Source organism: Polaribacter dokdonensis, assembly GCF_024362345.1.
Lineage (GTDB): Bacteria > Bacteroidota > Bacteroidia > Flavobacteriales > Flavobacteriaceae > Polaribacter > Polaribacter dokdonensis.
Genome location: NZ_CP101505.1, coordinates 2,427,936 through 2,454,691, shown reverse-complemented (window position 1 = coordinate 2,454,691; position 26,756 = coordinate 2,427,936). Strand labels below are relative to the sequence as shown.

Sequence of the window (26,756 nt, the reverse complement as noted above, 5' to 3'; positions counted from 1 at the left end):
TATGTAATTTTGTAGTCTAATTTATTTAATAAATAAAGGATGTCTGAAGAGAATAAATCACTAAATTTTTTAGAGCATATTATAGAAGATGATTTGGCTAATGGAATGCCAAAAGACGATTTACGTTTTCGTTTTCCACCTGAACCAAATGGATATTTACATATAGGCCATACCAAAGCAATTGGTATTAGTTTTGGCTTAGGTGAAAAATATAATGCGCCTGTAAATTTAAGATTTGATGATACAAACCCTGCTAAAGAAGAGCAAGAGTATGTAGATGCTATTAAGGAAGATATTTCTTGGCTAGGATATAATTGGGAAAATGAATGCTATTCATCAGATTATTTTCAGCAATTATATGATTGGGCAATTTTATTAATTAAAGATGGTAAAGCTTATGTAGATTCTCAAACTTCTGAAGAGATGAGAATTCAGAAAGGTACGCCTACAGAAGAAGGAACTAATAGTCCTTATAGAAATAGATCAATTGCTGAAAACTTGGAATTGTTTCAAGGCATGAAAGAAGGCAAGTTTAAGGAAGGTGAACACGTTTTACGTGCAAAGATTGATATGACTAGCCCAAATATGTTAATGAGAGATCCATTAATGTATAGAATTATGTACAAAGCACATCATAGAACAGGTACTGATTGGTGCATTTATCCAATGTACGACTGGACTCATGGAGAAAGCGATTATATAGAACAAATTTCGCATTCTTTATGTTCTTTAGAGTTTAAACCTCACAGAGAATTGTACAATTGGTTTGTAGAAAATGTGCATAATTATAGCGAATCAGAATATCCAAATGCACCAAAACAACGTGAATTTTCTCGTTTAAACTTAAGCTATACTATTATGAGTAAGCGTAAGTTATTAAAACTTGTAGAAGAAAATATAGTTTCTGGTTGGGATGACCCAAGAATGCCAACAATTTCTGGCTTAAGAAGAAGAGGATATACACCTGCTGCCATTAAAAGTTTTATAGATACTGTTGGTGTTTCTAAACGTGAAAATGTAATTGATGTTGCGCTATTAGAATTTAAAATCCGTGAAGATCTTAATAAAACAGCCAAAAGAGTTATGGGTGTTTTAGATCCTGTAAAGGTTGTAATTACAAATTATCCTGAAGGAGAAGAAGAACTTTTAGATGCAAGTTATAATGATTATGAAGAAGGTTTTGGTAGTAGAAAAGTGCCATTTTCTAGAGAGATTTATATCGAAAAAGAAGACTTTAGAGAAGAGGCTAATAAGAAGTTCTTCCGTTTAAAATTGGGTAAAGAAGTTCGTTTAAAAAATGCCTACTTTATTACTGCAAACAGCTGTACAAAGGATGAAAATGGAAATGTTATTGAAATACAATGTACATATGACCCATTAACAAAATCAGGAAGTGGAACTCCAGAAAGTATGCGCAAAGTTAAAGGCACCTTACACTGGGTTTCTGTAAAACATGCTGTAAAAGCAGAGGTTAGAGCTTATGATCGTTTATTCTTAGACGAAGCACCAGATTCACATAAAGACAAAGATTTTATGGAGTTCATTAATCCTAATTCATTAGAAATAATTAATGCATATTTAGAACCAAGCCTGCAATCTGCAGAAATAGGTGAGCGTTTTCAATTTCAGAGATTAGGTTACTTTAATGTAGATTATGATTCTAAACCTGAAGCGTTAGTTTTTAATAAAATTGTTGGTCTAAGAGATAGTTGGTCTAATAAATAAAATAAAACTCTAGAAAAGATATGATGAGAAAAGTAGTTATTTTTAGTTTACTAATCTTTGCATCTTGTACTAAAGATAAAACAACAATTAATCAAGTAGCAGAACTTTCTTGTGGCCAATGTCAGTTTGGTTTAGATAGCCAAGCTGGATGCGATTTAGCTGTAAGAATAGACGAAAAGGCTTATTTTATAGAAGGATTTGGTATTGATGATTTTGGAGACGCACACAATAAAACTTCTGGCTTTTGTGAAGTAGTAAGAAAAGGAGAAGTAATAGGATCTATAGAAAACAATACTTTTTTAGCTAGTTCAATTAAAATGGTAGATTAATTCTTTCTTCCATTTATCTTGCAAACCTGTAGGTTGCTTTTATTAAAAATGTATCGTTTGCAGGAGCTTCAAAAACTTGATTGGATACACTATCTACCAAATCATTTGCAGGATCTACACTACCTACTGAACCTCTTGCCCAAACAAAGAATAACTCAGAACCAGGTATATACTCCCATCTTGCAACTAAGTTCGTTTGTAATTGCACAAATGAAAAGTCTGGATTTTCGAAACTATAATCAGTTGTGCCATCTCTGTTTTCATCAATTAAATAGCTGTCATTTTGCGTACTTATTTGATTGGCATCATAAATAGATATTCTATCATTTATACTATTCGCTATTGGGTTTACTACATAATTTAAATTCGTAAACTGCCCTTTAGAAATAAAAGGTTGTCCATAAAATTGTAAGGAAATATTTGGTGTAAAACTATAGTTTAAACGCAGTGTAGTCGTTAAGGTTTGATTTTGAATTTCACCTAATATATATCGAGCATCAGAATTAAAATTAGTTTCAGTTACATATTGAGTTGCATCATATAAATTAGCATATTCAACATTTAAAGACATGCTAAAAGCATCAAATGGTTGATAGTTTGTACGTATTACAAAACGATCCCTAGAAGTTACATTTTCTTGACTATGCCTATTAGAATACCCTACAGTAAAACTGAACATTTTACTTCGATCTGAATTTATAAACAAATAAGCAAAACCTGTATTTGGCCTTCTGAATCTTGGACCACCTCTTAGAAAGAAATTATCGTAGAAATGTGTGCTCATACCATAACCACCATCTGTAGACCAATTATTTATCCAGTTTACTTCTCCTCTAATTTCGAAACGAATTCTATTTAAGTTTCCTTGAAAATCATAAAAAGAGCCTTGCTCAAATCTAGCGTTTATATTTCTATAAGTTTCTGTAGGAACTTGCCATAAATAACTAAGATTACCAAATTGAATGATTTCGTCTGTTCGTCTTAAAAAACCTACATCATTCAGTTCTAATTCTGGAGATCTCCAAATAGCACCTCCATTAAACCTCCAATTTCCTCCACCATTTTTACCTAATTCTAATCTACCTCCAGTTCCCGTTAATGATGTTTTATTAGGATCTACAGAAACATGGGTAGCATCTACCCTCTGAAAATTGTGTCTTAAGGTAGTTTGAGTCTGAGTGATAGCTTCTGTACTACCCAAAACATGACTCATAATCACGTTTCCATCTAAGTAATAATCTCTGTTGTGCCAGTTATGTTGAAAATCAATTCCTCCTGAATATGCAGCTTTGTGCAATTCATTAAAATTACCATCTAAATGTCTATTTGTAGCTGTAAAAATTCCACCAATAAAAGAATTTCTTTCATTAAAATCCTTCTGAACACGAGTTACAAAGTAATTGGTTAAGGGCTCTACAATTTCTTCTCTTGTATCACCATTTACCTCCCTAATTTCTGCAAACTCATTTCCAGTTACACTTTCAAGAACTCCAATAGACCAGCCATCTCTAGTTTTACCAGAAAACTTTGCAGCGCCTAATATTCTTGAATTTTGTGGTTCATTAGCATATTCTCCAAAGGCCAGATTTGCGCTTCTATGAGGATTTCTACCAATTCTTCTGCTGTAAAAAAGATTGTCTCTACCGTTTGCAAATTCATAGTCGAAAATGTTGCTGTTCTCTACAAAAAACGGTCTTTGCTCTCTAAAAAATATTTGAAAACCATCTAAAGCAATAGCTCCAGGATCTGCCTCTACTTGACCGAAATCAGGATTTACAGTTAAATCTAAAGTAAGGTCGTTTGTAATACCAATTTTAGCATCTAAACCTGCATTAAATTTAAAATCGCTCCCTGTTCTAAAAGGATTACCTGCTTCAGGAGGATATTTATCATATTGCATTACAGTAAAAGGCTGAATCTCTAATTGCTTTTGTGCTTTTAAGTCTTTAAGCCCATGTAATTCACCTGCTTCACTGATAAAACCAGCTTGATCATTTGGAATTCTTTGCCATAAAGATCTTTCTTGTAATCTAAAAATGGTTCTATTTACATTAAATCCCCAAATTTGCTCTTTTGCCTTACCAAATCTTAATTGACTGAAAGGAATTTTCATTTCTGCTGTCCATCCCTTATCATCAACTTTAGCATCTGTGTACCATATAGGATTCCAGCTATCATCCCAATTTTCTCCATTTTGTGAAGCAAATTCTTCACCTTTAACACCTGCAGCAGTTGTAGTGAAAACAAAAGCAGTTCTTTTATCGTGATAACTATCAATTATGACATTAATTCTATCTCCTGCAAAACCATCTCTTCTACTTAATCTTTGTTGAATTAATTCTGGATTTGCGTCCCATGCTCTTAAAGCTACGTATAGATATTTATCATCATACATGACTTTAAACATTGTTTGATGAGCAGGATCAGTACCCTCATCAGGATCTTTTTCAGTAAAATCACTAGACCATTCTACAACATCCCAAGCAGCATCAGAAACATCTCCATCAATAATTGGTTTCTGAATTAATTTTTTGGTGGTGTAAATTCTTTTTGGAATTTTATTGGTATTATCTTCTTGCGCGTGAATATTTGAAGAAAAAACAGCGATAATTGATAAAAAAAGTAAAAATTTCCTCATTTAATTGAATTAAACTTTATTAAATAATCGTTAAAAAACACCCTGAATTAAAGTGCAAAAATACCCCTCTATTTTCTTAAGTTTATGTTAATTATTTTAAGACTTTTCCTTTGAATATAATTTCACATAAAAATATATTAAAGCGCTATTTGTCAATCAAATAAATCTCCTTACATTTGCACTCCTTTTTTAAGGAAAACAAATTATATTAATTGAACAAAAACTAATAGTGTAATTATGAACACATTAAGTTACAAAACAGTATCAGCAAACGCAGCTACCGTAAACAAGGAGTGGGTTTTAGTTGATGCGGACGGGCAAACGTTGGGTCGTCTAGCTTCTAAAGTAGCTAAGCTAATTAGAGGTAAATACAAACCAAACTATACTCCTCACGTAGATTGTGGAGATAACGTGGTTATTATCAACGCAGAAAAAATTGTACTAACTGGAAACAAGATGAGAGACAAATCTTACATTCGTCACACAGGCTATCCAGGAGGTCAGAGATCGTTAACTGCAACAGAAATGTTCGAGAAAGATCCTACAAGATTAATCGAGAAAGCAGTAAAAGGAATGTTACCTAAAAACACTTTAGGTAGTGCTTTATACAGAAACTTGTATGTATACGCAGGTGGTGAGCACAAACATGCAGGTCAAGAACCAAAAGCTATTAACCTTAACGATTACAAATAATGGATATAGTACACAAAATCGGTAGAAGAAAAACAGCTGTTGCTCGTATTTATCTTTCAGAAGGTAAAGGTAACATCACTGTAAATAAGAAAGACTACAAAAGCTACTTTACTACAGGTACTTTACAATATAAAGTTCAACAACCTTTAATGTTAACAGAAAACTTAGAATCTTATGATATTAAGGTTAACGTTTATGGTGGTGGAGTTACTGGGCAAGCAGAAGCAATTCGTTTGGCAATTACAAGAGCTTTAGTATCTATTAACGAAGATCATAGAGCTGTCTTAAAACCAGAAGGATTATTAACGAGAGACCCAAGAATGGTTGAACGTAAGAAATTTGGTCAGAAGAAAGCACGTAAGAAATTCCAATTCTCGAAACGTTAATATACTTGCAGAATTTATTCTGCATTATATTTTCTTAGAGAACTGTTATTATTACAAAAATTAATATTAAACAGTTTAGTATCTAAATAATTAAGACTCGACAGACTACTTAATTATTGATTTCAAAACAGAAAGTAAACACATTTTAAAAGATGGCAAACATAAATATTCAAGAATTACTAGATAGTGGTGTTCATTTTGGACACTTAACTAGAAAATGGAACCCTAACATGGCTCCTTATATTTATACAGAAAGAAATGGTGTACACATCATTGATTTGTATAAAACTTCAGCTAAAATAGAAGAAACTTCAGAGGCTTTAAAAAAGATTGCAAATTCTGGTCGTAAAATTTTATTTGTAGCCACAAAAAAGCAAGCTAAAGATATCGTTGCTGAAAAAGCTAAAGCTGTAAACATGCCTTACATTACAGAAAGATGGCCAGGTGGTATGTTAACAAACTTTGTTACTATTAGAAAAGCTGTTAAGAAAATGGCTCAGATTGATAGAATGAAAACTGATGGTTCTTTTGATGCTTTATCAAAAAGAGAAAAATTACAGATTAATCGTCAAAGAGAAAAGTTAGAAAAGAATTTAGGTTCTATATCTGATATGACTCGTTTACCTGGTGCATTATTTGTAATTGATATCAAAAAAGAACACATTGCAGTAGCTGAAGCTCAAAAATTAAACATTCCAATTTTTGCAATGGTAGATACAAACTCTGATCCAAGATTAGTAGATTATGTAATTCCTGCCAATGATGATGCTTCTAAATCTATAGATAAAGTTTTAGGTTTTGTAACTGATGCAATTGCTGAAGGTTTATCTGAAAGAAAAGCTGATAAAGAAAAAAGTAAAGAAGCTAAAGCTCCTAAAAAAGAAAAAGCAGAAAAGCCTAATTTAGAAGAAGCTGTAGTGAATACAACTGAAGGAACAACAACAGCTAAAGAAGCGAAAGCTGAAGAAAAAGCTGAAGAAAAAAAATAAGTTTAACTTTTAAATTAAAACATAACATGGGAACAGTAAAAGTAAGTGCTGCTGATGTTAAAAAATTAAGAGAAGCTACTGGAGCTGGAATGATGGACTGTAAAAAGGCATTAGTTGAAGCAGGTGGTGATTTTGATCAAGCAATTGACGTTTTACGTAAAAAAGGACAGAAAATTGCAGCAAAAAGAGCTGATAGAGAATCTACAGAAGGTGTTGCTGTTACAAGAATAAACGATGACAAGACAGAAGGTGTTGCTATTGTTTTAGCTTGTGAAACTGACTTTGTTGGTAAGAACGATAAATTTGTTGCTTTAGGAGGTGAATTCGCTGATATCGCTTTAAACTTTGACAATAAAGAAGATTTCTTAGCTGCTGACTTTGGTGGTATGACTGTTGCTGATAAATTAGTTGAACAAACTGGTGTAATTGGTGAGAAGTTAGAAATTACTGCTTTTGAAAAAGTGAACGCTGCTTTTGTTGGTGCTTACACTCACATTGGTAAAATTGCTGCTTTAGTAGGTTTATCTGCTGTTGTAGACAATGCTGAAACTTTAGCAAAAGACGTTGCTATGCAAGTTGCATCTATGGGAGCAACAACATTATCTTATAAAGATTTTGATCCTTCATATGTAGCTGCTGAAACAGAAGCTAGAATTGCAGTAATTGAAAAAGATAATATTGAGTTAGGTAGATTAGGTAAAACATTAAAGAATGTACCTCAATTTATTTCTATGTCTCAATTAACTCCTGAAGTTTTAGCGCAAGCTGAAGCTGATGCAAAAGCACAATTAGCTGCTGAAGGAAAACCAGAAAAGATTTGGGATAGAATTTTACCAGGGAAAATGGAAAGATTCGTAGCTGATAATACTACTTTAGACATGGAGCAGTGTTTATTAGACCAAACTTTTATTAAAGATGAGAAGAAAAATGTTGCTGAATACGTTAAAACGTATGGTGATGTTGAAGTATCTTCTTTTAAAAGAGTAACTTTAGGATAGATTCTATTTTAAGATACAAATAAAAAAACCTCGCAATTTGCGAGGTTTTTTGTTTTATGAATATGGACTATTTGAGCTCTAAAAGTAGTACGATTTTATTAAAATCGGCTGCACTATTAATTACCTTACGATATTCTTCATAAATATCTACAGGCACTATATTCTTTCTATAATGTTCATCTGCAGTAATTTTAAGCAAATTATTTTCTATAGAAAAAAAAGATTTAAATGAAAACACCTCCTTACCTTTTAAAAGGTAAACATTGTTTAAATTAATATCATCTAAATTTGTAATCTTAAAACCATCAGGAATTTGAATATTAATTGTTCTGAAATAGCTTCTTTGAAATTCGTTCTCTAAAGGAAGTACTCTTTCTTTCTCTTGGTATAATTGCATTTGTGCACCAATAAGCTTACCAAGTTTAAATAAATATTTTCTACCGGCTTTTTCCACAAAATCATTAGTCGTAAAATCTGAAATAAATGTAATTGGTTCAACTCCAAACAATTCTGGTTTGTCGTTAACCATTTCACTTTTAGAAATTTCTATATTCTCACTTATATTCTCAAAAATACTATTGATTAACTCTTCCCTTTTCTCCCCAACTATTAAATTGGTAAAAGGTTGAATATTCATGGCATAATAACCATTAAAAGCTCTTTCAAAATGAATAGAATTTGAAGTCAGATCTTGCTTATCAAAACTAACATCGACAATCATCGTATCATAATTTTCTTTGGCTTTTACTGGTTTTATATACTTAATTTTACCTAATGCTGATTTAAAATTACCTACTGTAACTTCCTTTATAAATAGTCCATAATTATCTGTATAATAGGGTGCAGGAAAACCATACCTTGTATTATTTGCGTTTGGAGATAAATACTTTTTATACTTTGGAAAATAAATTAGAAATTCAGTTAAAAAGTTATTAGACTCAAATTTTCTATCAAATTTTAATTCTTTTCTATTACTAGTTAATACAAGTTCATGTTTAATATTTAGTGATCTTAGTAAGGCTAAATAGAGTTTTAAAACTCCAGTCTCATTTGCTACTTTTTTAGACAAAACTTCATCTAAATTTTCCAAATCATCACTAGCAATATCAGAGGAAAACACATTTGACTTGATATAATTATCTATACCTCTAATCTTTTGTTCTTCTTCAGTTATATTATTTAAGTCTAACTCATTAATAAATGTTTTAATAGCCTGATTGGTTTTTTTAGAATACTCTTTATAATAATAAGAATACAGATTTTGAGAAACCTTATCATATGAAACAATATTATTACTGTTATTAGCTGTGTTTCTATCTAATTTATAGATAAAAAAACCTCTTGAGGCATTATAAGCAGAAAGATATTCGTTTTCTAATTTGTTTACTTTATTCAGCCTCAATTTATAATGATTTTTATTGACTACAGTTGTATCTTCAATAAAATCAGGTAGGTTATTATAGCTCTTAAAATCAAAAACTAAATTGGAAGGTGAAAATAAATCAAATTGAACATCTTTCTTAGGGTAAGATGCTTGGACATACAATTTTTTACCCATGTATAAAGGAGACCTTTTTACAACGTACAAAAACTCTATATAACTTCCTTTTGTAATACCTTCGAAAGCAAAATATTTATAGGTTCTACCTGATTCTTCATCTTCTGCAGTTAGAATTTTAGAATCATCTAAATTTATAATTTTACCTGTAACATCAATTACTCTAGCTTTGTTTACTTGTAGCTCTGAATCTGAAGAAAATGGTAAATAAATCTTATTATAATCTTCGATTGCATCATCTGAATTCAACCATAAAACCTTATGTTCTAAAAAGTACTCCACAAAATCATCTCCATCATAGAAAAACTCTGTAACCAACTTTTCTTTTATGGAAATCATACTTTCAGTAGTTTCTTTAACAGAATAATTAGGATTTGAATCCCAATCATATCCTTTAAAAAATGGTGTGTTCTGACAAAAACTAATTTGGTAGACTACTAAAAGTAACGTAATTAAAATTTTTCTTTTCATGGTAATTATTTCTTTTTTAGTACAATAATTTCTTTATAATATTTCTCAATTTTTTTTATGGTTTCATTAACCAATTTTTGTTGTGCTAAGTTTAAAACTAAATAGTCTTGTGTAACTATTTGATGATAAATTATTGAATTACCAACAATTTTATAAGTTATTTCACATTGTAATAAATCATCTTTGAATGTTTTTGATTCAGGTATATAATCTACTACAAACCCATTAGGAATTAACAGTGTAGTTCTATTTTCGAACACTCTTTTATAATCATATTCAATAGGTCTTTTTCTATTCTTTTTAACCTTGTAATCAGATGCATAAGGATTTAAATTAAGATTAACATAAATTTCATTGCCCAACTGTTTGGCATAATTATCAATTTTAAAATTATAATCTATTATAAATTCTTTATCATAATCATACTTATTATTTTCATTAAAGTCAGTGATTAAAAACTTATTATTTCCCTTTTTTAAGTTGACATTATAAAACTCTTTTGTTTTAATTTTAGAGTTTAAATTCTCTAACCTATTGTAAATATCTATTTTTGGATAACCTATCATTTTAGTTTTTGATTTTCCAACTATTTGACCGTCTTTTAACTGAATCTCGTTTTCATCTACAACTAAATTTTCTTTAGCATCTACAATTGGTACTTTAATAATCTTAAACTTGTCCTTGTATGATACTAGGGCTTCTTTGCCTTGTATAAATGATGTTGGTAAACCCATTTTAATAAACCTACCTGTTGCATCTAAAAAGTAAGTTTTGTTATCAAAACTATAGGTTAAAATCATATGGTTATCTACAACAGGAGTTGGTACTTCTTTGTAAGTATATGGTATGCTTCTAGTACCTATCCAAGTTAGATTACCATTTAAACCAGCAATTTCTAACATTCTATATAGTATACTAGAATTGTCTTTACAATCACCATATTTTTTTCTAAAAACATCATTAGATTCTCTTGGAATAAAACCACCTAAAGCATATTCAAAAGCTATATATTTTATGTTTTTTTGAGTCCAATAGTATATTGCCTTTACTTTTTCTAAATCGTTTTTTTTATCTTTTGTTAATTGATTTACCAATGCCACCAATTCTGGATTTGGCTCATCTTTATTAATGTCTTTTACCAAAGAGTAGTACCAATTATAAAGATCTTTAACTTCACCTAAAATGGGTATTGTTTTATCCTTTAGTTTTACAGAAGTAATTAGTGGAACTATATGAGGTAGAAATGTTTTAAAACTAGGGGCATTATTTTCGAAATCATAGTCTTTTGTATTACTAATTTGCCAGATGTACTCTGTAGTTTTTCGTTTTTTCTTTTTTGAAAAACTTACATCTACTTTCTCTGTATGAAATTCTTTAAAGTCTAAACCTATAGAATTATCTGCAATAATTTTTATTTTATTATTTATAATCGGAAAATAATCTGCTAGATAAAATGTACTTAAAAAACGTGGGTTTTTTACGATTTGAGTATACTCTAAATTGGTTTTAGAACCTTTTTTTAAGTTAGGATATATAAAATTTAATGTTTTTGTATCATCATAAAAAGAATCATCTAACTCATCTTTTTCTACAAAGTTAGTTACTTCTGTTTCTGAATATTTACCATTACTAAAATTAAAAGATGAAGCTTCTATTTTATCTAACTCAAAAAAAGATGAAAAGCTCAATCTGTTTTTTGAATTATATGTTGCAGATTCGTTAAGAAATAAATCTTCTTCTAAGACATTTTGACTAATGAGAATTTGTCCATTATTTTCTTCTATTCGAATTTCTATATTCTGCTGTAACCTAACCCTTGATGACTCTGGATAAGCTTTGCTATATTTTAAAAATTCTTTTGAATATTGAGCATTAAGATTTAAAGTTGTAAATAATAATACTAAACTAAACTTAAAGTAGTGTAACTTTAAAAACCTCTCCATTCACAAACTCTTTTTTCTTTGTTAATTTTCCTTTTTCATCGAAATACTTTCCTAAACCATGTAACTCATCATTAATGTAATTATATTCTCTTTTAGGTTTTCCATCTTCATAAAAACTTAAGAATTTACCATTTTTTTGATCTAGTAAATAGTTTACACTCATTCTTGTATTACCATTTGAATAATAATATTTGGCTTCTCCGTTTTTTAAATCGTTCTTATAAAATAATTCACTTTCTAACTTTCCATTAGAATGATAAGAGGTATAATTATTGATAGTTTCTCCATTTTTATACTCCATTACTATTGATGGCTTACCAGATTTATAAAAGGCTTTAATCTTAGCTGTTTCATTTGTTATTTTAATTTGTGGTAGCTCTTTACCCTCTTTATCCAAATAACTATAACCAACTAATACCCCATGATTATAAAACCTTATTATTTGCAGTTCTCCTAACTCATCATATAAGACTTTCTTTCCATGTTTTTTACCATTTACGTATTCTGTAGAAACTTCTATTTTACCATTTTTATAATAGTTTAAATCTGTACCTACCTCTAAACCATTATTATAATTATAAACAGCTTCTAGCTCTCCTGTTTTATAATATCTAGTAGTTTTATCATTTACTTCGCCTAAAAGAAAATTAGTTGTACTTTCTATAGATCCATCATCAAAATACCATGTCCAAAGTCCATGCTGTTTACCATTTACATATGTGCCTGTAGTTCTTTTATCTCCATTAAAATAGTAATAAGAATAATTACCATGTTTTAGACCATTTAAATAATCTACTTTAGTTCTTACTTTACCATTATAATGTTGTAGTTCTACTTTAAAAGAATTTTCTTTAGGTTGATAATTAATGGTTTGAATTATATTACCCTTTGTATCGTATACGATATCTGAAACTAGATTATCAAAACTATAGGTTGTTCTAGAATTGAGGTTACCAGCAACATCATAATTATCTTGTTTACCATTTATCTGACCTTTGTGAAAGAAATTAATGGATTCTAAAGTACCGTTTTTATAATAATAACGCCATTCACCATGAGCTAAATTATTCTTATACCATCCTTGAGATTTCATTTTATTATTAGGATGATATTCTACGTAATAACCATCTAAAAGATCGTCTTTATATTCACCTTCTGAGGCTACACTGCCATCTTTATAATAGGTGATATAAATACCATTGGTTTTATTTTCTTTGAAAGTTCCTTTTGCGTTTAAAACTCCATTATTATCATAGAACTTCCATTCACCCATTTTACCTCCAGAGATATCATATAAACCTTCAGAAATTTTATTTCCTGTTGCAGAATAACCTTCATAATAAAACTCACCTCCTTTTTTTCTTCCTTCTTTTATAATTTTACCTTCTTTATTATAAAAGGTATAAGCAATGAGTTCTCCTCTTCTATATTCATAAGTGTAATACAATTTACCATCTGTATCATAAAAGTTATAAATATCATTTAAATCGCCTTTTTTATATTTAAATTCACTTTGTAATTGACCATCAAAGTAATAAGTTTTCCAATCTCCATCATAAAAACCCTCTAAACTTTGCCCAATTTCACTTATTTGACCATTTGTATAATAGGCTTTATAAGGTCCACTTAAATCGCCATTTACATAAGATATTTCTGATGAGATTTTATTATTATAGTAATATCTTTTAACTATACCTTCTAGTTTACCATTTGTGTAATTCGAAACTTCATATATATCTTTATTGGCATAAAACTCTTTTACTTCGCCTTCAATCAAGCCTTTTTTATAAGGCACTATAAATTCTAAAATATCTTCTCCAACAGGAAAATAAGCTCGATAAACGCCTTCTAATTCTCCATTTTTAAAATATTTTCTTTGTAATAAAGCTCCTTTATCATTAAAATATTCGTATTCACCTTCTAAAGCATTATTCTTAAAATTAGCATTTATGTATTTCTTACCATTTTCATAATACATAAAGTTTTTTCCTTCTAGATTACCATTGACATAAGAAGCTGTTTCCTTAATATTATTCTTATAATTATACCAAACCCAATCTCCTGTTTTTTTCTCTTCTTGATTAAATTGACCTTTTGCAATTTTTTTACCTGATTCATTAAAAAACTCCCAATCACCTACTGAAATTCCATTTATTTTTTGCCCAATAGCATTTACAGTATTGTTACTATATTCATAAAATACCTCTTGGTTTTTACCATTAAAGTTGATGTTGTTTTGAGATACGATTTCAATCCATTTGGTTTGAAATGCTGGCAAAAATGCCTTTATGTTTTTAATGTTTTTTTCAACAATCTTTTTGTACTCCTCATTTTCTATAGAATATACCAAAGTGTAAATAAAATCATTAAAATAATCGTTTTCAGAAACCCAATTATAGATTGGAAGATACTTCTCTGTCCAAAAATTATCCTCACCTTCAAATTCTTTTAGTTTTTGAAATAAAGCATGATTTTGTTTGGTTAAAGCTATATTTATAGGATTACCAGTTTCATACTTTTCATTCATAGCTATTTTACTAGAAAGCACTAAATCTATTTCATCATATGAATCATCTGCATCATTTAACTCCAATTCTTCATCTCTAACATTTGAGTTTTCAGAAACAACGATATTATTTAAAGATTTTAGAACCCCAAAAGCACCATTAGCATCTGGCTGAAGCAATAAATACATATTAAAAGACATTAAAGCCTGTGTTAATCTTTCTTGCTTATAATATATATTACCAATTTGTAGGTGTGGTTTTCTGTTTAATGGATTAATAATAATACTTTTTTTATACGCTTCTATAGCATCATTCAACTTTCCTTGCGTTTCTAAAACAACACCTTTATTGAAGTTTAAAAGAAAATTATTTGGATACATCTTTAAGCCTTCATCATATGCTTTAATGGCTTCATCATATTTTTCTAAATTAGTAAGTGCAACACCTTTATTTACATAAAAAAACACTTTTGAATGATTGTGTATATCGTTTATACCTTTATTCACAACTTCTAATGCTTCTTTGTGCTTTTTTAGTTGTAATAAGTAATAAGATTTTGAAGTTAAAAGCGTATAATAAATGGAGTCATTTTCACTTATTTTATTGATATGCTCTAAGGTTTTTTCATAGTCTCCCTCAGAAGCTGCTTTAGCAATTTCTTCTTTAATTTGTTCGTAATCAATAAAGGGAATTTTTTCTTGTCCATAACTAACACTAGTTATGAAAACTAACAGAAGGAGTATTCTTTTCATTTTTCTAAAATAAAAAAAAGAGAATAAATACAGCCTGATATACTGTAATTATTCTCCATTATTATTTTATCAACTTGGCCACAAACTTATAACCATCTATAAATCAAACAGTAAAACAAAACTATTTATTCTCTGCCCTCCATTTATTATAACCACCTAAAACGTTTATGACAACATAACCTTTAGGTTTTAGTAATTTTGAGGCTTTTACACTTCTATTTCCTGATCTGCAATAAATGAAAATAGGTTTCTCAATATCAAATTTAGTTGACACTTGCTGCACAAAATCATCATCAAAAAAATTAGCAAACTTAGCTTTATCTATAGACCCTAATTTTACTTCTTCTGGAGTTCTGATATCTAATAATTGAATTGTGTCATTCTGTAATAATGTTTTCAATTCGTTTGTAGAAATAGAAGACAATTCTTCTTGAGTGTTGCAATTCAGAAAGAAGAAACTCATTAATAAAAAACTAACGATAGTTTTCATCTTATTTTAATGTTGATGGGCAAACAGCTGCTGTTCTTTGAATTTCTGTCTTTTTAATGGCTCCATAACCACCTGCAACATCCACAACATTATGAAATCCTCTTGCTTTTAAGATAGAAGCTGCAATTACAGATCTGTAACCACCTGCACAATGTATATAAAACTTTTCTTTTTTAGGAAACTCAGAAATATGATCATTTAAAAAATCTAAAGGTGTGCTTTCTGCTACTTCTATGTGCTCACTTGCATATTCACCTGGTTTTCTTACATCAAAAACAGGTTGATTATTTTCTATCTTATTTGCCAAAGTTTCTGCTGAAATCGATTCTAGAGTATCAATTTCTTTACCCGATTTTTGCCAAGTTTCGAAACTACCCTCTAAATAACCAAGTACATTATCAAACCCAACTCTAGATAATCTTGTAATTACTTCCTCTTCTTTTCCTTCTGGAGAAACTAATAAAATTGGTTGATTAATATCTTTGATTAAAGCACCAACCCAAGGTGCAAAACCGCCTGCAATACCTATAAAAATAGATTGAGGTATAAATCCTTTTATAAATTCTGTTTGATGACGTACATCTAAAATAATTGCTCCTGTTTCATTTGCAATAAATTCAAATTCTTTGGCAGATAATGGCTTTGTAGATGTTTTAATAACATCATCTATATCTTTATAACCTTCTTTATTTAATTTTACATTTAAAGGAAAATAAGCTGGTGGAGGCAGTAAACCATCTGTTACTTCTTTAATGAATTCCTCTTTACTCATATCTGCTCTTAATGCATAATTGGTTTCTTTTTGATTACCAATTGTACCTACAGTCTCTTTACTTAAGTTTTTACCACAAGCAGAACCTGCTCCATGTGCAGGATATACAATTACATCATCTGCCAAAGTCATTACTTTATTTCTTAAACTATCATATAAAAAACCTGCTAAATCTGCTTCTGTAATATCTCCTTTCTGAGCTAAATCTGGTCTACCAACATCACCTAAAAAAAGTGTATCACCACTAAAAATTGCATGATCTTTACCTTCTTTATCTTTTAGTAAATAACAAGTACTTTCCATTGTATGACCTGGCGTATGTAAAGCTGTAATTGTAATATCACCCAATTGAAAAACCTGATTATCTTCTGCAATTAGAGCATCGAAATTAGTTTTTGCTGTTGGCCCATAAACTATTTTTGCACCTGTTTTTTCAGCTAAAGTTACATGACCACTAACAAAATCTGCATGGAAATGAGTTTCGAAAATATATTTAATTTTTGCGTTATCTGAATTTGCTTTGTCTATATAATTCTGAACTTCTCTAAGAGGATCTATAATTGCTACTTCACCTTTACTTTCTATATAATATGCACCTTGTGCAAGGCATCCTGTATAAATTTGTTCTATTTTCATCTTTTACGATTATTTAGTTATTACTATTTGAATGATTATAAATTGCATCATTCTACTCTTTTTATTTATATGATTGATGTATGTATTTGGCAAATTTTTCTTGATGTTTACGATCACCAGTTTTGTAAAATTTTACAGCCTGATTGGCTCTCATAAAAAAGTGGTTGATATCAATAATATCTAGAATTCCACATTTAAATAAATCATCTCTTACAGGGCCTTTTACGCCTGCAAAGTAAAATTTTACATCTTTCTTCTGATAAAAGCGAATACGCTCTTTCAGCATCTCTACACCTGTACTATCTACTCTATTTATGCTCTCTGCATCTAAAACAATCAACTTTAAAGCACTACCCTTCTTTGCAGCCATTTCATCTAAATTGTCTCTAAAATAACTTGCATTTGCGTAAAATAATTGCGCATCAAACCTGAAAATTAAAATATCGTCTTCTATAATTACTTCTTCAAATCTATTTTTATTTCTGTAAAAATTAGAATTTGGTACTTTCCCTAATTCAGTTACATATGGTTTAGAAGTTCTATATATAAGAATGATTAAAGATAGGCCTACTCCTACAACAATTCCATATTCTATACCTAATAATAACGTTGCTAAAAAGGTAGACATCATTAACCAAAAATCTAATTTATTGGCTTGCCATAAATAGGAAGCTTCTTTAAAGTTGATTAAATTAAATACAGCAACAATAATAATTGCAGCTAATACAGTTTTTGGTAAAAAGTAAAATAATGGCGTTAAAAACAATAAGGTTATAACAACCATGACTACTGAAATCAAAGCAGCCATTCCTGTTTTTGCTCCACTTTCTTGGTTGATAGCAGATCTTGAAAAACTTGATGTTGAAGGGTATGCTTTAAAAAATGAACCAGCAATATTACTTAAACCTAATGCAATTAATTCTTGATTAGGTCTAATTCTATATTCATCTTGCTTTGCTTCTAATGATTTACCAATAGAAATAGTTTCTAAAAAACCAACCATTACCAAGGTTAATGCAATTGGTAAAAGTTCTTTAATTTGATCTATTTCAAACTCAGGAACTCCAAAAAATGGCAAACCAGAAGGAATTTCTTTTACAATAGAAACATCGTTAAAAGATGATCCAAAAAACTTCATAGTTAGAATTCCAAGAATAACTACAATTAATGCATTTGGTATTTTCTTATTAATCTTTCTAAAGATTATGATTGTTATTACAGATAACAAACCAATAATTGTAGTATGAGCATTATATGTTGAAAATTGCTCCCAAATGTCTATAATGATATATTGAATTTGATCACTTTGAAAAAAATCAACTCCAAATAAATTTCTAAATTGATTTAAACCAATTATTAAAGCTACTGCAGATGTAAAGCCAGTTATTACAGGTTTAGATAAGAAATTTACTATAAAGCCTAAGCTAAAAATACCCAATATAAATTGAATTGTACCTACCATTAAAGCAAGCAAAATTGCTATAGAGATATAACTTTCTGAACCTGCTAGAGCCAAGGTTGAAACTCCTGTTGCTACAATTAGAGAGTCCATTGCTACTGGCCCAATTGCTACTTGTCTAGATGAACCAAAAACTGCATACATTACCTGTGGAACTAATGCACAATACAAACCGTAAATTGGAGGTAAACCTGCAATTAATGCGTAAGCAATTCCTTGAGGAATAAGTATAATACCTACAGTTATTCCTGCAACCAAATCTCCTTTAAACAAGGATGTATTGTAGTTGGGTAACCATTCTAAAATTGGTATTATTTTCTTTATATTCATTATAGCAACTAACTACTAATAATTATTTAAAACAATTCTCCTTGATTTCTGCCTTTGGTTCTTCCCAAATGTTTGTAAGCTAACTCTGTTACCTCTCTTCCTCTAGGAGTTCTCATGATAAAACCTTGTTGAATTAAAAATGGCTCGTAAACTTCTTCTATTGTTTCTGTATTCTCAGAAACTGCAGTTGCAATTGTACTAATTCCTACAGGACCACCTTTAAACTTATCTATAATTGTAGCTAAAATTTTGTTATCCATTTCATCTAAACCATGAGCATCGACATTCAAAGCTTTCAAAGCATACTTCGCAATTTGTATGGTAATATTGCCATCACCTTTAATCTGAGCAAAATCTCTAACTCTTCTTAATAATGCATTAGCAATTCTTGGTGTTCCCCTACTTCTACCAGCAATTTCTACTGCAGCCTCCATAGAGATTGGAACTTGTAAAATAGAAGCACTTCTCTGAATAATTGTAGTTAATAATTCAGTTGAATAATAATGTAATCTACTACTAATTCCAAAACGTGCTCTCATTGGTGCTGTAAGTAATCCTGAGCGAGTTGTAGCACCAATTAAAGTAAATGGTTCTAAGTTAATTTGAACTGTTCTTGCATTAGGTCCAGATTCGATCATAATGTCAATCTTATAATCTTCCATAGCAGAGTATAGATACTCTTCTACAATAGGACTTAATCTATGAATTTCATCGATAAATAAAACATCTCTTTCATCTAGATTAGTTAACAAACCTGCAAGATCTCCTGGCTTATCTAAAACAGGCCCAGAAGTAACTTTGATACCTACTTGCAATTCATTAGCCAAAATATGTGCCAACGTTGTTTTTCCTAATCCTGGAGGCCCATGAAATAAAGCGTGATCTAATGCTTCACCTCTTTGATTTGCAGCTTCAACAAAGATTTTTAAGTTTTCTAATGCTTGATCTTGTCCTGTAAAGTCATCAAAAGAAAGTGGACGTAATTTTTTTTCTACATCTAATTCTTCGTTAGAATAATGAGAGTTTTCAGGATTCAAGTTTTCGTTCATAAAACAAAGATAATGCAATTTAAAAAACCTATTTGTAAGTTTTGTTACAAAGCAAAAAAGCCTTTCCAAAATTGGAAAGGCTTTTTTTAATAATAATTTATGCTATGATGGCTCTTCGCCTTCTAATAATGGAGTAGTTTGTGGCACGTAATCTTGACCATGTAAATAATCACTATCATCATCACTAGCATCTACTCTTTTACTGTAGTCATAAGCCCATCTATGAACTTCTGGCAATTTACCTGGCCAGTTACCATGAATATGCTCAACAGGAGTTGTCCATTCTAAAGTATTAGACTTCCAAGGATTTTGAGTTGCTTTTTCTCCTCTATAAATTGAGATAAAATAATTTGCTAAAAATATAATTTGAGCAGCTCCACCAACTAATGCAAATATTGTAATAACAACATTAATATCTGCTAAGTCGTTAAACATTGGAAATGCTGTGTTTGAATAATATCTTCTTGGTAAACCAGCTAAACCAATAAAGTGCATTGGCCAGAAAACTCCATAAGAACAAATAATTGTAATCCAGAAGTGCCAATAACCCATAGTTTTATTCATCATTCTTCCATACATTTTCGGGAACCAATGATAGATACCTGCATACATACCAAATATGGCAGATACACCCATTACTAAGTGGAAGTGAGCTACAACAAAGTAAGTATCGTGAATATTAATATCCAAGGCAGAATCACCTAAAACTAATCCTGTTAAACCACCTGTTACAAATGTTGATACTAAACCAATAGAAAATAACATGGCTGGGTTTAACTGTAAATTACCTTTCCAAAGTGTGGTTACATAATTAAATGCTTTTACAGCAGATGGAATTGCAATTAATAAAGTTGTAAATGTAAATACAGAACCTAAGAAAGGATTCATTCCTGAAATAAACATGTGGTGACCCCAAACAATTGTTGATAAGAATGCAATTGCCATGATTGACATAACCATTGCTCTATATCCAAAAATTGGTTTTCTTGAGTTCGTAGAAATAATTTCTGAAGTAATACCTAAAGCTGGTAGTAATACAATATATACCTCTGGGTGACCTAAGAACCAAAATAAGTGTTCAAACAATACTGGAGAACCTCCTTGATAATGTAAAACTTCACCAGAAATAAATATATCTGATAAATAGAACGATGTTCCAAAACTTCTATCAAAAACTAATAATAAAGCCGCCGATAATAAAACTGGGAAAGAAACAACACCAATAATTGCTGTAATAAAGAAAGCCCAAATTGTTAGAGGCAATCTTGTCATTTTCATTCCTTTTGTTCTTAAGTTAAGTACTGTAACAATATAGTTTAGTGCACCAATTAAAGATGATGCAATAAAGATTGACATAGATACTAACCATAATGTCATACCAGCACCAGAACCTGGAATTGCCTGAGGTAAAGCACTTAGTGGAGGATAAATTGTCCAACCTGCAGAAGCTGGTCCAGCTTCTACAAATAGTGAAATTACCATTATAACACTAGATAGAAAAAATAGCCAATATGAAATCATATTTAAAAATCCTGATGCCATATCTCTAGCTCCAATTTGTAATGGAATCAATAAGTTTGAAAAAGTACCACTTAATCCAGCAGTAAGTACAAAGAATACCATAATTGTACCGTGAATTGTAACTAATGCTAAATAAATATCTGGGCTCATTATTCCATCTGTTTGATGTCTTCCTAAGAAAGCTTCAACAATAGAAAATGATGTATCTGGCCATGCTAATTGTAAACGAAATAACATCGACATTAACACTGCAATAATTCCCATAAACATTCCTGTAACCAAGAATTGTTTAGAAATCATTTTATGATCTTGACTAAAAATATATTTTGTTACAAATGTTTCTTTATGATGGTGATCTGACATAATAATATAATTTGTAGTGTCTTTTTTATTAATTATTTAATAACTGTTGCTAACGTTGGTTGTTCTGAAATCCAAGCTTCATATTCATCTTGCTCTACAACCGTAATTTTCATTTGCATACTGTAGTGAGATGTTCCACAAATCTTATTACATAATAAAACGTAATCAAATTCGTAAAGGTCTTCTCCCTTAGCAGCTCTAATTTTATTAATCCCTTTTGTTTTCTCTCTTACTTCAGATTGCATACGCATTTCTTCAGTAGTATATTTTGGTGTAAACCCAAACTCAGTAACCATACCTGGAACACAGTTCATTTGAGCTCTAAAGTGAGGCATATAAGCAGAGTGTAATACATCTTGCGAACGGAACTTAAAATGTACCTTTTTACCTTTTGGTAAATATAATTCTGTTACTTGTTGATCATCTTGAGAGTTAACATCAGACATATCCACACCAATAGTATTAATACCCTTAATGTAATTTACATTACCAGTACCTAAAGTATTATCTTCTCCTGCATATCTTGCATGCCATCCCCATTGATAAGCATAAACTTCAATTACAACAGCCTCATCGTCATCAATATCCATAACGTTATTCCACTGCCATAAACCATATCCAATTAAAACAACTAAAACTACTGCTGGTATAATTGTCCAAATCATTTCTAACTTGTGACTATCAGCGTAAAACTTAGCTTTGTTATTTTTGTTACCTCTGTACTTAAATGTAAAGAAGAAAATTAAAAATTGCATTATGAATTGTACAATACCAATTAACCAGAATGTAATGTTAAATAGTCTATCATCGTGTTCTCCTTCTATTGAAGCTGATTCTGGAAGCATTATAACATTCATTGCTATTAAACAATAAATCATCATTGCATAAAAGAACACCATAAAATACAGTGCGTACTTACCTTGCTTTGCATTGTCTTCATCGTTAGCAATAACACCTCTAAAATCTAGAATTCTTGTTATTTGCCAAACACTTACACCTACTGCAACACCTATAAAAATATAAAATAGAGCTAGCATATATATCTTTTCTTATTTATTTAATTCTTAATTTATTAATGATGATCTCCAGAGCCTTCTCCTCTATGTTCAATATTATAATAGTGAAAATGCTCACTCTCTTCTAAGAATGGATTTCTTTTTGGAACTGGATTCGCTTTTGCAAATGCACTAAATACAGTGAATATAAATATTCCTAAAAAGAATAAAAGTGCACTAAATTCTGCAATTCCAAATGACCAGAAAGGACCAACTGTAGCTGGCATAACCATTACAAAAATATCTATATAATGACCTCCTAAAATTACGATACCTCCAATAACTACAAACCAAGGAATACTTTTGTAATCACTATTAATTAATAATAATACTGGGAATACGAAGTTCATTACAACCATTGCTAAAAATGGTAATTTATACTCATTAAATCTTGCTACAAAGTAAGTAGTTTCCTCTGGGATATCTGCATACCAAATAAGCATAAACTGAGCAAACCATAAATATGTCCAGAATACAGAGAAACCAAACATAAATTTAGCTAAATCATGTATATGACTATCATTAATACCAGGAATAGCATTCTTAGATCTTAAATATATAGTTACAAAAGCCACTACTGTTAAAGCACTAACTAATAAACTTGCTAATACATACCAACCAAATAAAGTTGAAAACCAATGAGGATCTAATCCCATAATCCAATCCCAAGACATCATAGATTCAGTAATCATGAATAAGAATAAGAAGATAACTGATGTATTATAGTTTTTCTTATATGTTTTGTTATTGTCATCAGCAGAATCTTCAGCAATAGAATTTTTTCTCATCAAATATCTGAAAACATTCCAAATCACTAAATAAGCAATACTTCTGATTGTCCAACCAGGAACATTCATCCACCAAGATTTACCATCAACGATTGCATCATAGTTTGGACTTGTAGGATCGAAAGTACCTTCTGCCATCCATGGAAACATATGATTCATATGTAAAACAGATGCTGCTAAAATTACAACTAACATAATAATAGAAGTTGGCACTAAGTTCGCTGTTATAGCTTCCATTACTCTAAAAAGCACAACTGACCAACCTGATTGTGCAACTCTCTGTGCAGCATAAAATGCTAAAACTAATAGAGAAATTCCTAAAAAGAAAAATAAAGAAACATATAAGGCTGACCAAGGCTTATTTTGCAATTGATGTAAAACATGTTCTGCATGAGTATCATCATTATGAGCACCATGAGCACTCATCTCTTTATCTATATGAGCCTCTCCTGCATGACTTCCAGAAGTACTATTATGATCATTGTCTGTTAATTCATTTTTATGATCATTACCATGAGCTCCACTTGCATTGTGATCATTTGAGTGATCTTCTACATGTGCTTCTCCATGACCATCATCATGTGATGATTGTTGTGCTATAATTTCTTTTGCATCTTCAATTGTACTTGGTGCTGTAAAGAAACTCCATCCAATACCTAATAAACCAACAACTGTTAGTATAATAGAGAGTGTTTTTAATTTACCTGAGAATTGATACATATCTTTCGTATTCTTTCTTTTTGTAATTATTTTAATAAATCAGCACGTAATTGCTCTACGTAATGAATTATCTGCCAACGTTCATTATAAGTTAATTGTCCAGAGTGAGACCCCATTAAGTTCTTACCATGTATGATAACATGATAAATAGAACCTGCAGTAATTTCTCTATCCTTGTAACTTGGTATACCTTCAAACTTTTCAGCTTGTGATAAATATCCATTACCATCTCCTTTTTTACCATGACAAGAAATACAATAAATATTATACAATTCCTTACCCTTTTCTAAATTTGCTTCAGAAGCTTCTAATGGATTTTTTAATTCAGTTTTTGCCTTTTCGTATCCTTCTGCAGTATCAGGAATATCATATGCAGGATGACCACCTCTAGGAATAGTTCCAGCAACTGGTTTACTATTTACAGGCTCACCATTTAAACCATCTGCATCATCTGTATCATAAGGTATAGAGACATACATATCTGGCATGTACTCCAACTGAGGTTTTCTTTTGTCATTGCAAGAAATAATACCTGCAAATACAACTAAAGCAATAAATAATTTTAAACTCTTCATTATATCTTTATTAGTGCTTATCTACTATATTAATTTCTACAGCTCCAGTTTTTGTTAATAAAGCAGTTAATTCATCTACATTATTGTGAACTGGAATCTCCATTAAAAAATGATCATCTGTAGTTCTAGGATCTGGATTTTCAGCCTTCTTGAATGGCCAAATTCTACTTCTCATATAAAAAGTAATAACCATTAAGTGAGCAGCAAAAAATACTGTTAATTCAAACATGATTGGAACAAAGGCAGGCATATTCTCTACCCAAGAGAAACTTGGTTTACCACCAATATCTTGTGGCCAATCTTCTATCATCATATAATTTGTCATCCAAATTGCGAATGCCAAACCTGTAATTCCATAAAAGAAAGCAGTAATTGCCAACTTTGTTGGAGCTAATCCCATTGCTTTGTCTAAACCATGAACTGGAAATGGACAAAATACTTCTTCTATATGATGGTGTTCTGACTTAACTGCTTTTACAGCGTCTAACAACACTTCATCATCATTGTAAAATGCGTGAATAACTTTTGATGATTCCATAATTATTCTTCTTTGTTTTTATCAGGGTTAACTTCCTTAATTTCTTTATCAACTATTACAACAGTTGGTTTAGTAGGAATACCTTGTGCTCTTCTCTTCTTGTAAAACTCTCCAGAAGATTTTAATATTGTTTTTACTTCAGCTTGTGCAATTACTGGGAAAGTTCTAGCATATAATAGGAATAACACAAAGAAAAATCCAATAGTTCCAATAAAGATACCTACATCAACAAAAGTTGGTTCGAATCTCCACCAAGTTGAAGGTAAATGCCCCTTACTTAATACAATTGCAATAATATCAAAACGCTCAAACCACATACCAATATTTATAAATATTGAAATAATGAAAGACCATATAAAGCTTCTTCTAATTTTCTTAAACCATAATAACTGAGGAGTTAAAATGTTAAAGAATAATAATGAGTAAAATGCCCAAGCATAAGGCCCTGTTGCTGCTCCCACAGATAGATATGTATAATTCTCATAAGGAGAACCTGTATACCATGCTATGAAAAACTCAGTTGCATATGCTACAGCAACTATACCACCTGTTAAGATAATTACAATGTTCATATACTCCACGTGTAAACGTGTAATATACTCCTCCATATTTGTAACCTTTCTCATTATACCTAGTAAGGTTTGTACCATTGCAAATCCTGAAAAGATGGCTCCTGCAACGAAATAAGGTGGAAATATGGTTGAGTGCCAACCTGGATTAATAGATGTAGCAAAGTCCATAGATACAATTGTATGTACAGATAATACCAAAGGAGTAGCTAAACCAGCTAATACTAAAGATACTTCTTCAAAACGTTGCCAATCTTTAGCTCTACCAGACCAACCAAAACTTAATAATGCATAAATTTTCTTTTGGAAAGGTTTAACAGCTCTATCTCTAATCATTGCAAAATCTGGTAATAAACCTGTCCACCAGAAAACTAATGATACAGATAAGTACGTAGAAATTGCAAATACATCCCACAATAATGGTGAGTTAAAGTTTACCCATAATGAACCAAATTGGTTTGGTAATGGTAAAACCCAGTATGCATTCCATGGTCTACCCATGTGAATAATTGGAAACAATCCTGCTTGAAAAACGGCAAAAATTGTCATTGCTTCTGCAGAACGGTTTATGGCCATTCTCCATTTTTGACGGAATAATAATAGTACTGCAGAAATTAACGTTCCTGCGTGACCAATACCTACCCACCATACAAAGTTTGTGATATCCCAAGCCCAACCAATGTTCTTGCTTAATCCCCAAACTCCAATACCAGTTCCTACTGTATAGAAAATACATCCAAATCCCCAAAGCATTGCTGCTAAAGAAATATAAAATGCTATATACCAATTCTTATTTGCTTTACCTTCTATAGGTTTAGCAATGTCTTCGGTAATATCGTGATAACTTTTATCACCTAATACTAAAGGTTCCCTAATAGGTGCTTCGTAATGAGACATATTCT

The 26,756-nt window shown here is 30.6% G+C and carries 20 protein-coding genes; 6 read left to right on the top strand and 14 right to left on the bottom strand.

Features of this window, described 5'->3' with window-relative positions:
- Positions 1 to 39 precede the first annotated feature (39 nt).
- Complete coding sequence (locus LPB302_RS10865) at positions 40 to 1,725, top strand: glutamine--tRNA ligase/YqeY domain fusion protein (RefSeq protein ID WP_053973527.1); 1,686 nt, start codon at positions 40 to 42, stop codon at positions 1,723 to 1,725.
- Between the two features lie 20 nt (positions 1,726 to 1,745).
- Complete coding sequence (locus tag LPB302_RS10860) at positions 1,746 to 2,054, top strand: DUF6370 family protein (RefSeq protein ID WP_053973528.1); 309 nt, start codon at positions 1,746 to 1,748, stop codon at positions 2,052 to 2,054.
- A 13-nt stretch (positions 2,055 to 2,067) separates the two neighbouring features.
- Here the strand turns inward: LPB302_RS10860 and LPB302_RS10855 are convergent, their stop codons facing one another.
- Positions 2,068 to 4,692: a DUF5916 domain-containing protein gene (locus tag LPB302_RS10855; protein WP_053973529.1), complete on the bottom strand. Its 2,625-nt coding sequence runs from the start codon at positions 4,690 to 4,692 to the stop codon at positions 2,068 to 2,070.
- A gap of 237 nt (positions 4,693 to 4,929) precedes the next feature.
- Between LPB302_RS10855 and rplM the strand changes: the two genes are divergently transcribed.
- From rplM to tsf, 4 genes are all read left to right on the top strand, one after another.
- Entirely contained in the window at positions 4,930 to 5,385 is a 456-nt protein-coding gene (gene rplM, locus LPB302_RS10850) for a 50S ribosomal protein L13 (protein WP_015481807.1), read from the top strand.
- Positions 5,385 to 5,771 (top strand): 30S ribosomal protein S9, encoded by a 387-nt coding sequence (rpsI, locus tag LPB302_RS10845; protein WP_015481806.1) that lies wholly within the window; start codon positions 5,385 to 5,387, stop codon positions 5,769 to 5,771. The genes rplM and rpsI overlap by 1 nt, the downstream gene beginning before the upstream one ends.
- A 152-nt stretch (positions 5,772 to 5,923) precedes the next feature.
- Positions 5,924 to 6,760 carry a 30S ribosomal protein S2 gene (gene rpsB / locus LPB302_RS10840; RefSeq protein WP_053973530.1) on the top strand — a complete coding sequence of 279 codons (837 nt, stop codon included), beginning with the start codon at positions 5,924 to 5,926 and terminating at the stop codon, positions 6,758 to 6,760.
- 26 nt (positions 6,761 to 6,786) lie between these two features.
- Complete coding sequence (gene tsf, locus LPB302_RS10835) at positions 6,787 to 7,758, top strand: translation elongation factor Ts (protein WP_053973531.1); 972 nt, start codon at positions 6,787 to 6,789, stop codon at positions 7,756 to 7,758.
- Positions 7,759 to 7,825: 67 nt separating this feature from the next.
- On the opposite strand, the gene LPB302_RS10830 is transcribed toward tsf, so the two are convergent.
- The 13 genes from LPB302_RS10830 to nrfD all read right to left on the bottom strand — a co-directional run bounded on the left by LPB302_RS10830 (position 7,826) and on the right by nrfD (position 26,751).
- Positions 7,826 to 9,787 (bottom strand): DUF3857 domain-containing protein, encoded by a 1,962-nt coding sequence (locus LPB302_RS10830; RefSeq protein ID WP_074613518.1) that lies wholly within the window; start codon positions 9,785 to 9,787, stop codon positions 7,826 to 7,828.
- 5 nt (positions 9,788 to 9,792) lie between these two features.
- The gene (locus LPB302_RS10825) at positions 9,793 to 11,730 is read right to left on the bottom strand and encodes a DUF3857 domain-containing protein (RefSeq protein WP_053973532.1); all 1,938 of its coding nucleotides are present in this window, start codon (positions 11,728 to 11,730) and stop codon (positions 9,793 to 9,795) included.
- The gene (locus LPB302_RS10820; protein ID WP_053973533.1) at positions 11,699 to 14,989 is read right to left on the bottom strand and encodes a toxin-antitoxin system YwqK family antitoxin; all 3,291 of its coding nucleotides are present in this window, start codon (positions 14,987 to 14,989) and stop codon (positions 11,699 to 11,701) included. Before LPB302_RS10820 ends, LPB302_RS10825 begins: the two co-directional genes overlap by 32 nt.
- 121 nt (positions 14,990 to 15,110) lie before the next feature.
- Positions 15,111 to 15,479: a rhodanese-like domain-containing protein gene (locus LPB302_RS10815; protein ID WP_231658703.1), complete on the bottom strand. Its 369-nt coding sequence runs from the start codon at positions 15,477 to 15,479 to the stop codon at positions 15,111 to 15,113.
- 1 nt (position 15,480) lies between these two features.
- The gene (locus LPB302_RS10810; RefSeq protein ID WP_053973534.1) at positions 15,481 to 16,887 is read right to left on the bottom strand and encodes an MBL fold metallo-hydrolase; all 1,407 of its coding nucleotides are present in this window, start codon (positions 16,885 to 16,887) and stop codon (positions 15,481 to 15,483) included.
- Between the two features lie 61 nt (positions 16,888 to 16,948).
- Complete coding sequence (locus LPB302_RS10805; protein WP_053973535.1) at positions 16,949 to 18,676, bottom strand: SulP family inorganic anion transporter; 1,728 nt, start codon at positions 18,674 to 18,676, stop codon at positions 16,949 to 16,951.
- A 26-nt stretch (positions 18,677 to 18,702) separates the two neighbouring features.
- Entirely contained in the window at positions 18,703 to 19,725 is a 1,023-nt protein-coding gene (ruvB, locus tag LPB302_RS10800) for a Holliday junction branch migration DNA helicase RuvB (RefSeq protein WP_053973536.1), read from the bottom strand.
- A gap of 102 nt (positions 19,726 to 19,827) precedes the next feature.
- On the bottom strand, positions 19,828 to 21,609 hold the full coding sequence (locus LPB302_RS10795; RefSeq protein ID WP_053973537.1) for a cytochrome c oxidase subunit I: 1,782 nt from the start codon (positions 21,607 to 21,609) through the stop codon (positions 19,828 to 19,830).
- A gap of 32 nt (positions 21,610 to 21,641) precedes the next feature.
- Positions 21,642 to 22,646 carry a cytochrome c oxidase subunit II gene (locus LPB302_RS10790; RefSeq protein WP_053973538.1) on the bottom strand — a complete coding sequence of 335 codons (1,005 nt, stop codon included), beginning with the start codon at positions 22,644 to 22,646 and terminating at the stop codon, positions 21,642 to 21,644.
- Between the two features lie 35 nt (positions 22,647 to 22,681).
- Positions 22,682 to 24,172: a hypothetical protein gene (locus LPB302_RS10785; RefSeq protein WP_053973539.1), complete on the bottom strand. Its 1,491-nt coding sequence runs from the start codon at positions 24,170 to 24,172 to the stop codon at positions 22,682 to 22,684.
- Between the two features lie 26 nt (positions 24,173 to 24,198).
- Complete coding sequence (locus tag LPB302_RS10780) at positions 24,199 to 24,747, bottom strand: c-type cytochrome (RefSeq protein ID WP_176966466.1); 549 nt, start codon at positions 24,745 to 24,747, stop codon at positions 24,199 to 24,201.
- A gap of 10 nt (positions 24,748 to 24,757) precedes the next feature.
- On the bottom strand, positions 24,758 to 25,285 hold the full coding sequence (locus tag LPB302_RS10775) for a DUF3341 domain-containing protein (RefSeq protein WP_053973540.1): 528 nt from the start codon (positions 25,283 to 25,285) through the stop codon (positions 24,758 to 24,760).
- Between the two features lie 2 nt (positions 25,286 to 25,287).
- Positions 25,288 to 26,751: an NrfD/PsrC family molybdoenzyme membrane anchor subunit gene (nrfD, locus tag LPB302_RS10770; RefSeq protein WP_053973541.1), complete on the bottom strand. Its 1,464-nt coding sequence runs from the start codon at positions 26,749 to 26,751 to the stop codon at positions 25,288 to 25,290.
- Positions 26,752 to 26,756: the final 5 nt, after the last annotated feature.

Excerpts from the sequence above, each read along its gene's own strand:
- LPB302_RS10865 (WP_053973527.1), top strand. The coding sequence starts at position 40 with ATGTCTGAAGAGAATAAATCACTAAATTTTTTAGAGCATATTATAGAA.
- LPB302_RS10860 (WP_053973528.1), top strand. The coding sequence starts at position 1,746 with ATGATGAGAAAAGTAGTTATTTTTAGTTTACTAATCTTTGCATCTTGT.
- LPB302_RS10855 (WP_053973529.1), bottom strand. The coding sequence starts at position 4,692 with ATGAGGAAATTTTTACTTTTTTTATCAATTATCGCTGTTTTTTCTTCA.
- rplM (WP_015481807.1), top strand. The coding sequence starts at position 4,930 with ATGAACACATTAAGTTACAAAACAGTATCAGCAAACGCAGCTACCGTA.
- rpsI (WP_015481806.1), top strand. The coding sequence starts at position 5,385 with ATGGATATAGTACACAAAATCGGTAGAAGAAAAACAGCTGTTGCTCGT.
- rpsB (WP_053973530.1), top strand. The coding sequence starts at position 5,924 with ATGGCAAACATAAATATTCAAGAATTACTAGATAGTGGTGTTCATTTT.
- tsf (WP_053973531.1), top strand. The coding sequence starts at position 6,787 with ATGGGAACAGTAAAAGTAAGTGCTGCTGATGTTAAAAAATTAAGAGAA.
- LPB302_RS10830 (WP_074613518.1), bottom strand. The coding sequence starts at position 9,787 with ATGAAAAGAAAAATTTTAATTACGTTACTTTTAGTAGTCTACCAAATT.
- LPB302_RS10825 (WP_053973532.1), bottom strand. The coding sequence starts at position 11,730 with ATGGAGAGGTTTTTAAAGTTACACTACTTTAAGTTTAGTTTAGTATTA.
- LPB302_RS10820 (WP_053973533.1), bottom strand. The coding sequence starts at position 14,989 with ATGAAAAGAATACTCCTTCTGTTAGTTTTCATAACTAGTGTTAGTTAT.
- LPB302_RS10815 (WP_231658703.1), bottom strand. The coding sequence starts at position 15,479 with ATGAAAACTATCGTTAGTTTTTTATTAATGAGTTTCTTCTTTCTGAAT.
- LPB302_RS10810 (WP_053973534.1), bottom strand. The coding sequence starts at position 16,887 with ATGAAAATAGAACAAATTTATACAGGATGCCTTGCACAAGGTGCATAT.
- LPB302_RS10805 (WP_053973535.1), bottom strand. The coding sequence starts at position 18,676 with ATGAATATAAAGAAAATAATACCAATTTTAGAATGGTTACCCAACTAC.
- ruvB (WP_053973536.1), bottom strand. The coding sequence starts at position 19,725 with ATGAACGAAAACTTGAATCCTGAAAACTCTCATTATTCTAACGAAGAA.
- LPB302_RS10795 (WP_053973537.1), bottom strand. The coding sequence starts at position 21,609 with ATGTCAGATCACCATCATAAAGAAACATTTGTAACAAAATATATTTTT.
- LPB302_RS10790 (WP_053973538.1), bottom strand. The coding sequence starts at position 22,646 with ATGCTAGCTCTATTTTATATTTTTATAGGTGTTGCAGTAGGTGTAAGT.
- LPB302_RS10785 (WP_053973539.1), bottom strand. The coding sequence starts at position 24,172 with ATGTATCAATTCTCAGGTAAATTAAAAACACTCTCTATTATACTAACA.
- LPB302_RS10780 (WP_176966466.1), bottom strand. The coding sequence starts at position 24,747 with ATGAAGAGTTTAAAATTATTTATTGCTTTAGTTGTATTTGCAGGTATT.
- LPB302_RS10775 (WP_053973540.1), bottom strand. The coding sequence starts at position 25,285 with ATGGAATCATCAAAAGTTATTCACGCATTTTACAATGATGATGAAGTG.
- nrfD (WP_053973541.1), bottom strand. The coding sequence starts at position 26,751 with ATGTCTCATTACGAAGCACCTATTAGGGAACCTTTAGTATTAGGTGAT.